The organism is Staphylococcus sp. MB377 (genome assembly GCF_001922505.1).
Classification (GTDB): domain Bacteria; phylum Bacillota; class Bacilli; order Staphylococcales; family Staphylococcaceae; genus Staphylococcus; species Staphylococcus haemolyticus.
This window is the reverse complement of the sequence record NZ_MAON01000002.1, coordinates 1-14,950: the sequence shown is the minus strand read 5'-3', so window position 1 is coordinate 14,950 and position 14,950 is coordinate 1. Positions and strand designations below refer to the sequence as shown.

At 31.8% G+C, this 14,950-nt stretch carries 12 protein-coding genes; 5 read left to right on the top strand and 7 right to left on the bottom strand.

What is annotated here, in order from left to right:
• Positions 1–13: 13 nt before the first annotated feature.
• The gene (locus BB045_RS00435) at positions 14–202 is read left to right on the top strand and encodes a 2-hydroxymuconate tautomerase (RefSeq protein WP_011275837.1); all 189 of its coding nucleotides are present in this window, start codon (positions 14–16) and stop codon (positions 200–202) included.
• Between the two features lie 88 nt (positions 203–290).
• Here the strand turns inward: BB045_RS00435 and BB045_RS00430 are convergent, their stop codons facing one another.
• Positions 291–1,268, bottom strand: coding sequence for an LCP family protein (locus BB045_RS00430; RefSeq protein ID WP_070440051.1), 978 nt, complete (start codon positions 1,266–1,268; stop codon positions 291–293).
• Between the two features lie 146 nt (positions 1,269–1,414).
• Here BB045_RS00430 and msrA point away from each other — a divergent pair, with 146 nt between their 5' ends.
• On the top strand, positions 1,415–1,921 hold the full coding sequence (msrA, locus tag BB045_RS00425; RefSeq protein ID WP_070440053.1) for a peptide-methionine (S)-S-oxide reductase MsrA: 507 nt from the start codon (positions 1,415–1,417) through the stop codon (positions 1,919–1,921).
• Positions 1,922–1,993: 72 nt separating this feature from the next.
• Here msrA and mprF read toward each other — a convergent pair whose 3' ends face one another.
• The 6 genes from mprF to parE all read right to left on the bottom strand — a co-directional run bounded on the left by mprF (position 1,994) and on the right by parE (position 13,151).
• Positions 1,994–4,516, bottom strand: coding sequence for a bifunctional lysylphosphatidylglycerol flippase/synthetase MprF (gene mprF, locus BB045_RS00420; RefSeq protein WP_070440055.1), 2,523 nt, complete (start codon positions 4,514–4,516; stop codon positions 1,994–1,996).
• Between the two features lie 241 nt (positions 4,517–4,757).
• On the bottom strand, positions 4,758–5,987 hold the full coding sequence (locus tag BB045_RS00415; RefSeq protein ID WP_075140376.1) for an AI-2E family transporter: 1,230 nt from the start codon (positions 5,985–5,987) through the stop codon (positions 4,758–4,760).
• 77 nt (positions 5,988–6,064) lie between these two features.
• On the bottom strand, positions 6,065–6,919 hold the full coding sequence (gene glcT / locus BB045_RS00410) for a glucose PTS transporter transcription antiterminator GlcT (protein WP_070440059.1): 855 nt from the start codon (positions 6,917–6,919) through the stop codon (positions 6,065–6,067).
• A gap of 161 nt (positions 6,920–7,080) precedes the next feature.
• On the bottom strand, positions 7,081–8,538 hold the full coding sequence (alsT, locus tag BB045_RS00405) for a glutamine transporter AlsT (protein ID WP_037558069.1): 1,458 nt from the start codon (positions 8,536–8,538) through the stop codon (positions 7,081–7,083).
• A gap of 216 nt (positions 8,539–8,754) precedes the next feature.
• A complete protein-coding gene (gene parC / locus BB045_RS00400; protein WP_070440062.1) occupies positions 8,755–11,154 on the bottom strand; it encodes a DNA topoisomerase IV subunit A in 2,400 nt (799 codons plus the stop codon).
• Positions 11,151–13,151, bottom strand: a complete 2,001-nt coding sequence (gene parE, locus BB045_RS00395) for a DNA topoisomerase IV subunit B (protein ID WP_037558066.1) — start codon at positions 13,149–13,151, stop codon at positions 11,151–11,153. The genes parC and parE overlap by 4 nt, the downstream gene beginning before the upstream one ends.
• 201 nt (positions 13,152–13,352) lie before the next feature.
• Between parE and plsY the strand changes: the two genes are divergently transcribed.
• The 3 genes from plsY to BB045_RS00380 form a co-directional block, all read left to right on the top strand.
• Positions 13,353–13,961, top strand: a complete 609-nt coding sequence (plsY, locus tag BB045_RS00390; protein ID WP_011275846.1) for a glycerol-3-phosphate 1-O-acyltransferase PlsY — start codon at positions 13,353–13,355, stop codon at positions 13,959–13,961.
• A gap of 169 nt (positions 13,962–14,130) precedes the next feature.
• Positions 14,131–14,430, top strand: coding sequence for a HesB/YadR/YfhF family protein (locus BB045_RS00385; protein WP_011275847.1), 300 nt, complete (start codon positions 14,131–14,133; stop codon positions 14,428–14,430).
• A 222-nt stretch (positions 14,431–14,652) separates the two neighbouring features.
• On the top strand, positions 14,653–14,950 hold a 298-nt coding region (locus BB045_RS00380; RefSeq protein WP_142236910.1), incomplete at its 3' end, for a transposase family protein.

Here is a 14,950-nt window from a genome sequence, read left to right as displayed (position 1 = left end):
AGGAGGAAATAAGATGCCAATCATCAATGTTAAATTGTTAGAAGGACGCTCAGATGAACAATTAAAAAATTTAGTAACAGAAGTAACAAATGCAGTTGAAAAAACTACTGGAGCTAATAGAGAGGCAATTCATGTGATTATTGAAGAAATGCAAAAAAATCACTATGGCGTTGCAGGAGTTAGAAAATCAGACGCAGAATAAAACTTTGATTAGTTTACATAATAATATTATGATATTTATTAAAGGCGTAAAAAAAGAGTGCACCCAATCGAGTGCGCTCTTTTACGTTTTAGTTATTTAGAAATTCTTTGACAGCTTTTTTATTTTTCTTCTTATCAATCTCTAAGGCACTGCCATCGTTATTTGTATTAATATTCTGGTACGAATTATTAATTGGAACCGTAAGAGATTCTACGTTCTTATCTCCTCTTAAACCGTAACTAATACCTGTTTGGAAGATAGCTGAATTTGGCATACTTGTATTAATATAACCCCTTAATATACCAGCTACTTTAGGCAATTTTATTACTGAACTAGGTGTAACTAACTCTTTTTTCAACGTCTGCATAACTTGTTGTTGACGTCTAACTCGCCCAAAATCTCCTTCCTCGTCATGTCTAAATCTCGCATATCCAAGTAATTCTTTACCGTTTAAACGATGATGACCTTTTTTAAGAGATACGCCAATATTTTCAGACATATCTTTTTCTACGTCCATAGGAACGCCATTAGGTTCTAATTCATCAATCATTTTTTCAAAACCCGTAAAATCAATGACTGCATAATATTCAGGATTAATACCTAAATTCTTATTTAAAGTCTTTCTAAGAAGTTCAGGTCCACCAAGTGAATAGGCTGCATTAATTTTATAATTCTGATATCCAGGTATTTCCGCATAAATATCACGCATCACTGACATCATTTTCATTTTTTTATGGATATAATCATATTGAACTACCATGATGGAATCTGAACGCGACTTACCACCGCTAGCTTTGTCAGCACCTAACACGAGTACAGAAATCTTACCGTCATTTTTTACTGGTCCATTAAACTTATGTACTTTGATATCTTTTGCATGTTTCTCAGCGTAATTAACACCACTACGATAACCATGGACAATATAGATAATAGCTGCGATTAGCAATATCGATATAATCAAAATGATAAAAGGTAATTTACGTAGTTTTTTCTTATTCCGTCGTTTAGAAGGTGTCTGTGCGTCTGCTTGTCGCCTGTATACTGTCTTATCCTTCTCTTCTGTCATATTTACCTACCTTACGTCTAGTAAAAATCTTCAAAATTATATATCTATGTACTATAATTATATATAATTAAATTATAGAAGTTGCTTTGAAAAATCAAGTAATTTTTAAATAAATGGTACTAAGGTCCAATGAAAGGATGGCATAAATGAATATTAATACAGCATATTTTGCTGGTGGGTGTTTCTGGTGTATGACCAAACCTTTCGATCAATTCGATGGTATAGAAACAGTAACATCTGGCTATATGGGTGGTTCAACTCACAACCCTACTTATGAAGATGTGAAAAGTGGGACCACAGGACATTATGAAACTGTAAAAATTGAATATGATGTTGCATTGTTTTCTTATAACAAATTATTAGAAGTATTTTTCTCGGTTATTGATCCCATTGATGATGGTGGCCAGTTTCAAGATAGAGGTTCACAATATAGAACAGCTATATTCTACACGAATAAGGATCAAAAAAGACTTGCTGAGCAATACGTTCACCAACTCGAGCAAACAATTCATTCAGAAAAAGCAATAGTGACTAAAATATTACCCGCTTCAACTTTTTACAAAGCAGAAGAATATCATCAAGATTTTTACAAAAAGAACCCTGAGCGTTATGCTCAAGAACAACAAGACCGAGCAAACTATAAATCCAATTAAAGTTTTAAATAATCAAAGGCACCCTTCAAGGTGATTATCACCCATTCACTTGTTGGATGCCTTTTTTAACAATTATTTATGACGAATAACTCTCATTACTTTTAACATGCTATACCATAGTGAACTATCTTTTCTATAAACCAAAAATCTTGGTTCCCAATTTGGACTATATTTTTCTTTATACTTACGTAGTCCTTGAAAGCGATATAGACCATTGAAGTGTTCAAATACACGCCCAGCTACACGCTCTCGAGGGTAAGAGTAATTTAATTGACCTACATTTGATAAAGTTGCCATACCCATGTTAAATGCTTTATAGCCTTTATCTTTACCCCAAAGTAACATATGTAGATATAGGCCATCCATTAAAGGTAAATCTAAATCAGGTAACCAACGAATTAAATCTACTGAAATAGCTTCATTATAATAAGTAGGCATTAAAGTGCAAAACGCAATGACTTTACCTTCTTCATTCTTCATTATTCCAATAGGTGCTTGTTGTAAATACTCTTCTGTAAATTGACCTACTGAAAAATGCATTTCATTACGTCCATCTAGCCACTGATCACTAACTTGTTTTAATTGAAAAATGAGATCTTTCGAAAAAGGTGGCTCTAAAATTTCAAATTGAATATTTAAATCATCGAATTTATTAAGTGTTGCTCGGAAACCACGACGTTTCTTTCCTGATGTCGTAAATTGAGTTAAATTTATAATTGCCTCTTCACCAAGTTTGAAAAACTGATTACCAAAATTATGATATAGCGGCATAAAGCGATCTGAAACTTGATAGAATATAATATCATAGCCTAACTTTTCACCGTAGTTATAAAAATCAATAAGTAAAGACTGAAACGCCTTCGTATCACCGATTGGATCTCCTAACACAACAAGAGCGTTACCTTTGTAGCGATACATTAAAAAAGCTTGTTGCGCTTCATGCATAAAGACATCTTTATCTCCACTATAGATTAAATGACTTAAATAATTGCCACCATACGTTTCAATAATTGATTTACATCTCGATAAATCTTCTAATTGGTGTGGTCTAGTGTATCTAGACTCCAATAACCATGCGACGATACCTACAAGTATGACTACGACAAGAACCGTTAACCAGAAATAATATTTCAATAAAGAAGTATCCATTTCAATGTGGTAAATATCAAGTGCATATAAAGTTTCTGAAATTATAAAATGATTAACATACAATACCAGCATACTTAAAATAATTGTAAAAATTAAACGTTTTAATCTGAATGGTCGTTTCATCACTTTAGAACGACGATAAGCGAGAACAAGTAATACAAATATTAATAAAATCCATGATAAAAGAATTAAAGATGCATAAGTATATACTGTTGCACTAAATATTAAAACAAGTGAAATCATTACAAACAAAATAGCACGTCGGCTTTGTTTAAATACACCTCTAACATTGATAAGTAATAATAAGCAAGCACTTGTATGCACAGATAACATAATATAATATGCGAAATGATGATCATCGTATAAACCATCATAAACAATTGTAATGTTATTAATAAAGAAAACAAAACTTGTTATTAGTACTAACATAGCTAAGGCAAATGACGGAATCTTAGCAATAATATCTTTTTGATAAGAGAATAAAAAAGATGTTACATCTCTTGCAGGTACAAAATATTTAGATTCTTCGAAGTATTTTCGCGCAGATGATCCAAACTCAAATGTAGATAAAACAAGTGCAATAACAACTGGTACAAAGTAATAAGCGAAACGATATAATAATAACGCTAATAGTACTTTTTCTTCAGGAACGCCTAAAGACTTAAGACCTAATAATACAACTAAATCGAAAGCACCGAAGCCACCTGGTATGAAACTAACCAATCCAGAAAGAGCAGCAATGATGAATATACCGATAACAGTAGTGAATGCTATGTTAATATCTACAATAACTGTTGATAAATAGAGTACTGTGGCAGCTGCCAGCCACTCAAAACTTGATACTAGTGTGCAATAAACACCTAAATATTTATTGTTACGATCAATAGGATTAATCATGGTATAGGAAATAAATAAAGGTAAAAATAATGCAACAACATATAAAATCCATCGAACCCAACTTACTTTATTTATTATATGAGAAGCATCAAAGATATGTAACACGACAAGGATTGATAAAAGACTCAAACCCGTTAACATAGAAATCAGTATGATTGAAATAGCATGAACTAATTTTTTTCTATCAGTTGTATAATTTTTATAAATAAATGCTCTAAATCCAGCCCCTATAAATCCACCAAAGCCAACAATGGCATTAAGTGCATTAATGATATAGCTGATTTTAAAAACCCTAATAAGTGGTATATCCAGTTTTAACCCTTTTACTAAGATAAGATCATACAAACTTAGTAAAATCATAGCTGAACCACCGCAAATGAATAAGCCAACTAGATACCAACGATTAATTTTGCTAAATGCTTCAAGTGTTTGTTTAAAATTAATGTGTGCTAATTCATGATATAGCGTTGCAACAACTGCTATAAATAAAACTGCAGCAAAAACAAATTTGAGTAATGATAATAATCTATTCTTAAGTTCTTCAGTCATGTCATACCTCTACCTTCACCTACGATTATTTAAAAATATATCATACCTTCATTTGAATGAACATATGAATATGTATAACTCATACTAACATTATTGTAATGTGTGTAAGATTAAATACTTTCTAAAAAAAGGCGGGAATGATACAGAATCCAAAATGAATTCATTATCTCATTCCCGCTTAGGTAACTAAAACTGAGAAAGCTAGATAAACTGGCTTTTACACTTAATACTCGTTTAGAGCTTATTCAGCTTTAGTATATTCTTTAGTTTCTTCTTTTTTAATTTCATATTCTCCTGAATCATCACCATAATACTTGTTATAACGACGTTTAAATAATAAGAATAGGTGTGAGACTAATACTTTAAGTATTGTATATCCAGGAATACCTAAAATAACACCAACAATACCTAATAAATTACCAGCACTCAATAAGATGAAAATAATCGTTAAAGGATGAATTTTCAATGTTTTTCCCATAACATTAGGTGAAATGAAATGTCCTTCAATAAATTGAACAAGCGTCCATACTACAATTAATTTCAATAACATGAATGGCGATGTAATAATCGCTATAATGATGGCTGGTGAAATAGCAATCGTTGGTCCTAGATAAGGTACAACACTTGTAACAGCAGCTATACAAGCAAGTACAAGACCGTAATCAAGACCAATAATTGAATAGCCTATAAAGAGTAAGATACCAATACAAAATGAAACAATAATTTGACCTTGGATATATGATCCAACTTGTACACTCATTTTTTCCATTAAATCATGGTAATCTTTTCTAAATTTAGGTGGCATAATCTTCGTTGAATACTCTTTAAATTTGTGACCATCTTTTAACATGAAGAATAATACAAAAGGTGTTGTGACAAGAACTACACCTACGTTAACAATAGCTTCTGCAAAACTTCTAATTTTAGTTCCAAATCCATCAAAATAACTTGAAACCATAGAAGGTATCTTATTGGAAACTGAGTCTAACCAATCTTGTATTTGAGTATAAAATGATGATAAGAAAGAAAAATGTGTGACTTGATCTATTGCGTTATTAAATTTATCTACATATTTAGGGAAGTTGTTAGCTAAACGTGTGATTTGATCTCCAATAAGCGGAATTAATAAATTAATAATTAATGTCGCTCCACCAACAATAGCTAAAAATACAATAATGATTCCTAGTAATCTTGGAATATTATATCTCTCCATCAAATTAATCACTGGATTAATAAGATAGAATAAAATAAGCGATAAAATAATTGGTGCTACAATTGTATTAAATATGATGATAAATGGTTCAAAAACATAAGAAACTTTATCAAATATAAATATTACAATACCTATGAGCACTAATGAAAGCAAAGCAAATAATAAATCTTTACCGCCTAAGAATTTCATAAAACGCGTTTCTGTAAAACTAAATTTTTTTGCGCTTTTTTCTTCAACTTGCTTATTTTCAATTGCCATGTTTTTCACCATACCTTAACTAACTATTAAAACTAAAGCTATTTTACATCATAACACAAAAAATAACTAAGTGTTCCTTAGTTATGCGATGAACTTATTTGAGTTTCAAAATGATAAATATGTAATGCAAGATACACAATTTCGGAATCATCGATAGGAATATTCAAGTGCTTTTGAATCATTTTTGAGATTTTAAAAGCAGTATTATATGCATTTGGATAATGATTTTTAACCATATCTATAAAAAAATCTTGAGCATATATGTATTCTTTTTTATTAAGTCGTCGAATTAAAAATTGAATATGTCTTATAAAACGTTGATATTGAACCGTATGATTATCGATTTCATGATTTAAATCATTTTCAATAATAAGTATACTTTTACTAATCAATTTATTAATCAAAGACATCTCATGTATCGTTAAATCCTCTGTGTTTGAAGCAATGTGTAATGCAATAAATCCAATTTCATCAGCTGGGAACTTAACATCTAGTCGTTGATTCAATTTATCAATAACTTGACTTGCAATAGCATACGCACCACTATATAAATGTTTGGTTTCGATAGCAAATGGATTACTAATAATTTGATTTTGTTTTAATCTTTTATATGCAAATATAATATGATCAGTCAATGCAACAACAAGGTTTTTATCATCTGTAGTATGAGTTGTACTTGTAATAAAATTGACTGCTTCAATAATCGCTTGTAGAACATCTTCATCGGCAATTTCAACTAAAGATTTGTAATATTCTTGCTGTTGTTTTTGCTCTAATTTATAAACCTTTTCTATTGAAGCACTTTCATCTAAGGTCATTCCAGCCTTTTTATTAAAGCCAATACCTTTTCCAACGAGAATGACCTCTTGATTATTATAAGTGCATATGATGACGTTATTATTTAAAGCTTTAGAAATGGTATACTCACTCATCATAATCACCTTTCTCTGTAATATATGAATTATAAATCTATTTATTAAAAATGAAAAGATTTCTAACTTAATGTAAAAACTCCTTTCAAAGTTTTGAATGAAAGTTTCAACACATTGAAAGGAGTATGAATAAATTCTATTTTAATCAATCACTTAAGTGATTATTTTTTAGGTAGTTGATTTTCTCTACCCCAAGTTTCAATACCAAATAAGTTAATTTCAAGATTCTCTGGTTTAAACACAGGTTTCATACCAGCTTTACGTTGTTTTTGGTAATCTTTCATTACAGCTATCGCTATATTTGAAAGACCAATTATAGAAATCAAGTTAACAATTGCCATTAATCCCATGAATAAATCGGCAGTACTCCATACAGTTTCAGTTTTTACTACTGATCCAACAAATACTAATAAGACAACTAAGCATCTAAAAATAAACATAACTACTTTGTTTTTAGATAAGAACTCTATGTTTGATTGACCATAATAATAGTTACCAACAACAGAAGAAAATGCAAATAGCGTAATTGCGATTGTTAAGAAGATACCTCCAGCTGAACCTAAATGTTCATTTAATGCTGATTGTGTAACTTGAACACCTTGAGGTGCATTTTCTCCAAATTTTAATCCTGAATATAAAAGAATCATAATCGCTGTGGCTGTACAAACTAACATTGTATCGAAAAATACACCAAGTGATTGAATTAAACCTTGTTTAACTGGATGTGGCACTGACGCTGTTGCTGCTGCGTTCGGCGCAGAACCCATACCAGCCTCGTTAGAGAATAGACCACGTTTAATACCTTGAAGTATCGCTGCACCTACAGCGCCTCCTGTAACTTGCTCGAAACCAAATGCACTCTTAATGATTGTGCCAATCATCGGAACAATTTGATCGATATTTAATAATAAGATAACTAAAACCATACCGATATAAATAATAGCCATGGTTGGAACAATCAATGAAGATAATGTCGCGATACTGCGGACACCACCAAAGATAATTGCTGCAGTAATAACAGCTAAAATAATTCCTGTTACAACTGGACTTACGTTGTACTGAGTATTTAATGATTCAGCAATCGTATTAGATTGAACAGTATTAAATACAAACGCAAATGTTATTGTAATTAATATTGAGAATAAGATACCTAACCATTTTTGGTTCAAACCTTTAGTTATGTAATATGCGGGACCCCCTCGGAATCCACCTTCTTTGTCATGAACTTTATAAATTTGAGCTAAAGTTGCCTCCATAAATGCACTTGCAGCACCGATAAAAGCAATTACCCACATCCAAAATACTGCACCAGGACCACCTAGTACAATTGCCGTAGCTACACCTGCAATATTACCAGTACCTACACGTGAACCAGCACTAATTGCAAATGCTTGGAATGGCGATATACCTTTTTCACCACTATTCAATGTTTCAGGTTTTTCAGTTAAAGCTCTAAACATTTCCGGCAACATACGTAATTGCACGAATTTAGAACTAATAGTAAAGAAGAACCCTACAGTTAATAGCAATCCAATTAAATATTGCGACCAAATTAAATCATTACCTACCTGAACAATTGTTTTAAACCATCCAGGTATTAAATTATCAAAATCACTCATTAAATCCCTCTCATCTACAATAAATTAATATCCAAAGATATACTACAAGAGATTTATACTGTATTGAATAAACCCAATAAAATAATACTAGTACATATTACGTTTGAGTGTTATACAATATCAATATAAATCTCTTGAGAGATTAAAATTGGTTAAAATAACAAGTTCAATTTTATCATTTTCTTTTAAAATTGAAAATATAATTTTTATAATCCATTAGTCGATTGTCATATTTAAGACGTCTCCAAACTCTTTAACATCAACAACAAATGACCCATTTGTGTATTGTTCAGATAAATGAATATCAGTGATTTGTCCTTCTTCAGAGTGACTTTCAGAATATAAAGTATACATACTTTCATCTTTAACAACATAACCTGCAACAACACGATGTGGATTTTTCTTCAACTCTTTAAGTAATGTAATACCTCTTTGTGCTCTTTTAGCTTGTTGTAAAATCTTATAGCTAATTCGTTTTACAGCACCTCTTTGAGTAGCCATTATAATTGAGCTGTCATTATCTACAACATCCGTCATAACGACAAAATCTTCATCTTTTAAGTTGATAGATTTCACCCCAGCTGCTCGTAATCCCGTATCAGATAGTTCTTCACTTGAATACGTTAATGACATACCTTTATGTGTTAATACATTGATGAGTTGATCTTCATTTAATCGAATGACGTTTATTAATTCATCATTATCTTTAACTTTCATAGCAACTAATGGTTTATTGTAACGAGTCGTTTTAAATAAGCTAACGTTACTTTTTTTAATCATTCCATTTCGAGTCGCTAGTACATAAAATGCGTCATCTTTAAAACTTTGTTCATTGTAAACATCAACTACAGTTTCATAATCATCTAAGGGAACAATTTGAGATACATGCTGTCCAAGTTCTTTCCATCTGATATCTGCTAATTTATGAACCGGAATGAATATATACCTTCCTTTGTTTGTAAAAACAAGTACCGTATCTTGCGTGTTAACTGTTTGATATTTGAGTAAACTGTCTCCATCTTTAAGCCCTATTTCAGTGACACCACTGGCATTGAAACTACGTGTAGATGTCCGTTTAATATATCCTTGACGTGTAATACTTAAAACAACATCTTCACTTGGAACCATAACTTCTTTATCAATTTTAATTTCTGCGATTTCCGCTTCAATTGATGATAAACGCTCAGATTTAAATCGTTTTCTAATATCAGTCAATTCACTTTTAATTACTTGTAACAATGCATCATGATTATCAAGTATATGACGATATTCTTTAATCAATTTAGCTAACTCATTATGTTCATTTTCCAATGCAACGATATCTGTATTAGTTAAACGATAAAGTTGAAGCATGACAATAGCCTCTGCTTGAGCTTCCGTAAATTCAAATTCAGCAACTAAATTGTCTTTAGCATCTTTTTTATTTTTAGAGTTACGAATTAACGTGATAACCTCATCCAATATTGATAGTGCTTTCATTAAACCTTCCACAATATGCATGCGTTTTTCGGCGTGATCTAAATCATATTTCGTACGATTTGCCACAACTTCAATTTGATGATTTAAGTAACTATCAATAATTTGGCGAATACCCATTAGTTTTGGACGACCGTCACTAATTGCAACCATATTAAAGTTATAAGTAATTTGTAAATCAGAGTTTTTGAATAAATAGTTTTTTATAGCTTCTGCATTTACATCCTTTTTCAGTTCGATCGCTATTCGTAATCCAGTGCGATCAGTTTCATCACGGACTTCGATAATACCATCTACTTTTTTATCTGCTCTTAACTCATCGATTCTTTTGACTAGTGAACTTTTATTCACTTCGTAAGGAATCTCAGTAACGATAAGTTGTTGACGACCATTACGAAGGGTTTCTTCATCCACTTTAGAACGTACAACAATTTTACCTTTACCAGTCTCATAAGCTTTCTTAATGCCATCCACACCTTGAATAATACCGCCAGTAGGGAAATCTGGACCTTTTATATATTTCATTAGTTGAGTAACAGTAATATCAGGATTATCGATGTATTTCAATGTTGATTGAATTACCTCTGCTAAATTATGCGGTGGGATGTCAGTCGCATAACCTGAAGAAATCCCTGTTGAACCATTAACTAATAAATTAGGAAACCTTGCTGGTAAAACCATTGGTTCTAAAGCTGTATCATCATAGTTTGGAACAAATGCAACAGTTTCCTTATTAATATCTCTGACAAGTTCTTCCGATAATTGGCTTAACTTCGCTTCAGTATAACGCATTGCTGCAGGAGGATCATTATCGATACTACCGTTATTACCATGCATTTCAATTAAAACATGACGTAATTTCCAATCTTGACTTAAGCGCACCATTGCATCATATACTGATGAGTCGCCATGAGGATGATACTGACCAATAACGTCTCCGACTGTCTTCGCACTCTTACGGAAATTCTTATCATACGTATTCCCACTACTATGCATTGCGAAAAGAATTCTTCGTTGTACTGGCTTCAAGCCATCACGAACATCCGGTAATGCACGTTCTTGAATAATATATTTACTATATCTTCCAAAACGATCACCTATCACATCTTCAAGTGATAAATCTTGAATTATCTCACTCAATTTGTTTCCTCCTCAGTATATTCTTCAGTTTCTAGTACTTGTACTTCAGTATTATCTAATATACTTTGATCTTCTTGCATGCCAAATTCAACGTGACTTTCAATCCATTCACGACGTGGCGCAACTTTATCACCCATTAAAGTTGTAACTCGTTTAGACGAACGCATTTCATCTTCAATTTGAACACGAATTAATGTTCTAGTTTCAGGATTCATAGTTGTTTCCCATAACTGTTCAGGGTTCATTTCACCTAGACCTTTATAACGTTGCAACATAAATCCTTTTCCTAATTTCTTCTGAAGTTTTTCAAGTTCATCATCAGTCCATGCGTATTCAACTTGCTTAGATTTACCTTTTCCTTTTTCCAGTTTATATAGTGGCGGCAATGCGATAAATACTCTTCCAGCTTGTACAAGCGGTTTCATGTACTTAAAGAAGAAGGTTAATAATAATACTTGAATATGTGCACCATCTGTGTCGGCATCAGTCATGATAATAATTCTATTATAATTACTGTCTTCTATTTTAAAGTCGTTTCCAACACCAGCACCAATTGTATGAATGATAGTATTAATTTCTTCATTTTTAAAAATATCTTCAAGTCTTGCTTTTTCAGTATTAATAACTTTACCTCTTAAAGGTAAAATCGCTTGGAATTTTCTATCTCTTCCAAGTTTAGCTGAACCACCTGCTGAGTCACCTTCGACTAAATATAATTCATTTTTCTCAGTATTTTTACTTTGAGCAGGTGTTAACTTTCCTGATAATAAAGTGTCTTTACGTTTATTCTTCTTACCTGAACGTGCATCTTCACGTGCTTTACGCGCAGCTTCCCTAGCTTGTTGTGCTTTAATTGCTTTCTTCACTAGAGATTTAGAAAGTTGACCTTTTTCTTCTAAATAATATGGCAATTTATCAGAAACTACTGAATCAACAGCACTACGAGCTTCTGAAGTACCCAATTTAGATTTAGTTTGCCCTTCAAATTGTAACAATTCTTCAGGTATGCGAACTGATATAACTGCAGTTAAACCTTCACGAATATCATTACCGTCTAAATTCTTGTCTTTTTCTTTTAATTCATTGATTCTTCTTGCGTAATCGTTGAACACACGTGTCATTGCAGTTTTAAATCCTACTTCATGTGTTCCGCCATCTTTGGTACGCACGTTATTTACGAAGCTTAATATACTCTCTGAATATTGATCATTATATTGAAAAGCGACATCTACTTCTATACCATTTGAAGCACCTGTAAACATAGTTACGTCGTGAAGAACCTCTTTGCCTTCATTTACATAACTGACAAACTCTTTAATCCCCTCTTCATAATGATAAACATCTTCACGTTCTTTGCCACTACGTAAATCTTTCAATGTTATTTTAAGATTCTTTAATAGGAAGGCAGATTCTTGTAACCTCTCACTTAAGGTTTCAAAATTAAATGTAGTTGTAGCTTTAAATATTTCGGGATCTGGTTTAAATGTAACTTTAGTTCCCGTTTTTTTTGTTTTACCTGATTTAACTAATCCAGATGCTGGCACTCCACCATTTTTAAAGCTTTGCTTGTAAATATTCCCGTCTCTATGTATTTCTACTTCTAACCATTCGCTTAATGCGTTAACTACAGATGCACCAACCCCATGCAATCCACCTGATGTTTTATATCCGCCTTGGCCGAATTTACCACCGGCGTGCAATACAGTGAAAATAACTTCAACAGTAGGTTTACCTGATGCATGCATTCCTGAAGGCATACCACGACCATTATCTTCAATAGAAATACTATTATCTTGGTTTATTGTTACATTTATTTCGTTACCATATCCGTTTAAAACTTCATCTACGGAGTTATCTACTACTTCATACACTAAATGATGTAGTCCTCGTTTATCAGTAGATCCTATATACATACCTGGACGCTTTCTTACAGCTTCCAATCCCTCTAATACTTGAATAGAATCATCTGAGTAATGATTTGAATTTTTTGTTGCCAATGCGTTCGCCTCCTACAAACGTACGTTCGTTTTAAAAACTATACAATAGTTATTCTTATATAAATCGGTCTAAATTGCAAGCGTGAGTTAAAACTAATCTATTTAAAGTTCCTGTTAAGAACAAATTTTTAAAATTGGTCGTTGTTATCTATTAGATTATGGTAAAATATAGCTACGTTATTAAAGGATGTGTAAAGTTATATGATGATAGTAGTCATGCTCATATTAAGCTATCTCATCGGTGCTATTCCTAATGGATATGTTATAGGAAAGCTGTTTTTCAAAAAAGATATTAGACAATATGGCAGTGGTAATACTGGCGCAACTAATAGTTTCCGAGTTCTAGGTAAACCAGCAGGATTTATTGTAACCTTTTTAGATATATTTAAAGGATTTATTACTGTGTTCTTTCCTATTTGGTTTCCAGTGCATGCAGATGGACCGCTTAGCACGTTCTTCACACATGGGTTAATTGTAGGTTTATTCGCAATACTTGGCCATGTATATCCAATATATCTTAGATTTAAGGGTGGAAAAGCTGTAGCTACAAGTGCTGGTGTTGTCTTAGGCGTAAATCCTATCTTACTACTTATATTGGCAATTATATTCTTTGGAGTATTATATATATTTAAATATGTTTCACTCTCAAGTATTATTGCAGCAATTTGTTGCGTTATTGGCTCTCTCATCATACAAGATTACATATTATTTGGGATGAGCTTACTCGTTTCCATAATTTTAATAGTAAGACATCGCACCAATATTGTAAGAATTTTTAAAGGCGAAGAACCAAAAATAAAATGGATGTAAATCTAATACCGATAATAATGCATTAAGCGTATCAATTCGCTTAATGCTTTTTTATATCTTCATTGAAACCTTATGGATTATCTCAAAATATGAATATGTTATAATTCTAAGAGTTCCATTTAAAAAATAAAATCCAAGTAATAGATAAATAAGGTAGGAGGATAATGTAATGAAAATTAAACTAACAGATCAAGCTGTAGAATGGTTTAAAGATGAACTAGACTTACCTGAAAATAACAAAGTTTTACAGTTTTACGTTCGCTATGGTGGTGAATTTCAACTTAAACAAGGTTTCAGTCCTGCCTTTCGCGTTGAACCAAGAGAAGATGTAGAAATTGGTTACGAAGAAAATTATAATGATTTGATATTAGTCGTTTCAGAAGAAGATCTATGGTATTTTGAGGACAATGAAGTCCTCGTTGAAAAAGTAGATCATGATGATGAAATTGCCTATTCTAAATTGAAGTAAGTCATAAAAACCGTTGAATTTAACTAAACATAAATATATTAAGATAAAATAACTGAGAAGACGCTCCCATGTAGCATTTCTCAGTTTTTTTAGGCTCTATAATAAATTGGACTGATGACTAAAAATCATCAGTCCAATTTTTATGTTTGAATACAAAAATGGCGCAATTACCTCTATAATTATTAGCTACCAAACAAAATAAAAAAGAAAGGTAATGCGCCTATGTGTAAGTCTATATTAAATACATTAAGAATTAAAGATAAAAATCTAAATTTTTCAGATGAAGTGATTGAGAAAAAACATAAAGGACGAATGAGCTTATTTTACTATGCCGAGCTCACTTATCAACCTACACATTGTGAAAATTGTTCAACTAAAAATGAAAATTTCTCAATAGTAAAAAATGGTAAGAAAACCTCAACGATTACTTTACTTAAAATTATGGAAATGCCCGCTTATTTAGAACTTCAAAAACAAAGATTTTATTGTAAATCATGTGACAGTCATTTTACTGCTAAAT

Bases quoted from the DNA above. Each gene is read 5' to 3' on its own strand.
- BB045_RS00435 (WP_011275837.1), top strand. From the start codon at position 14: ATGCCAATCATCAATGTTAAATTGTTAGAAGGACGCTCAGATGAACAA.
- BB045_RS00430 (WP_070440051.1), bottom strand. From the start codon at position 1,268: ATGACAGAAGAGAAGGATAAGACAGTATACAGGCGACAAGCAGACGCA.
- msrA (WP_070440053.1), top strand. From the start codon at position 1,415: ATGAATATTAATACAGCATATTTTGCTGGTGGGTGTTTCTGGTGTATG.
- mprF (WP_070440055.1), bottom strand. From the start codon at position 4,516: ATGACTGAAGAACTTAAGAATAGATTATTATCATTACTCAAATTTGTT.
- BB045_RS00415 (WP_075140376.1), bottom strand. From the start codon at position 5,987: ATGGCAATTGAAAATAAGCAAGTTGAAGAAAAAAGCGCAAAAAAATTT.
- glcT (WP_070440059.1), bottom strand. From the start codon at position 6,919: ATGAGTGAGTATACCATTTCTAAAGCTTTAAATAATAACGTCATCATA.
- alsT (WP_037558069.1), bottom strand. From the start codon at position 8,538: ATGAGTGATTTTGATAATTTAATACCTGGATGGTTTAAAACAATTGTT.
- plsY (WP_011275846.1), top strand. From the start codon at position 13,353: ATGATGATAGTAGTCATGCTCATATTAAGCTATCTCATCGGTGCTATT.
- BB045_RS00385 (WP_011275847.1), top strand. From the start codon at position 14,131: ATGAAAATTAAACTAACAGATCAAGCTGTAGAATGGTTTAAAGATGAA.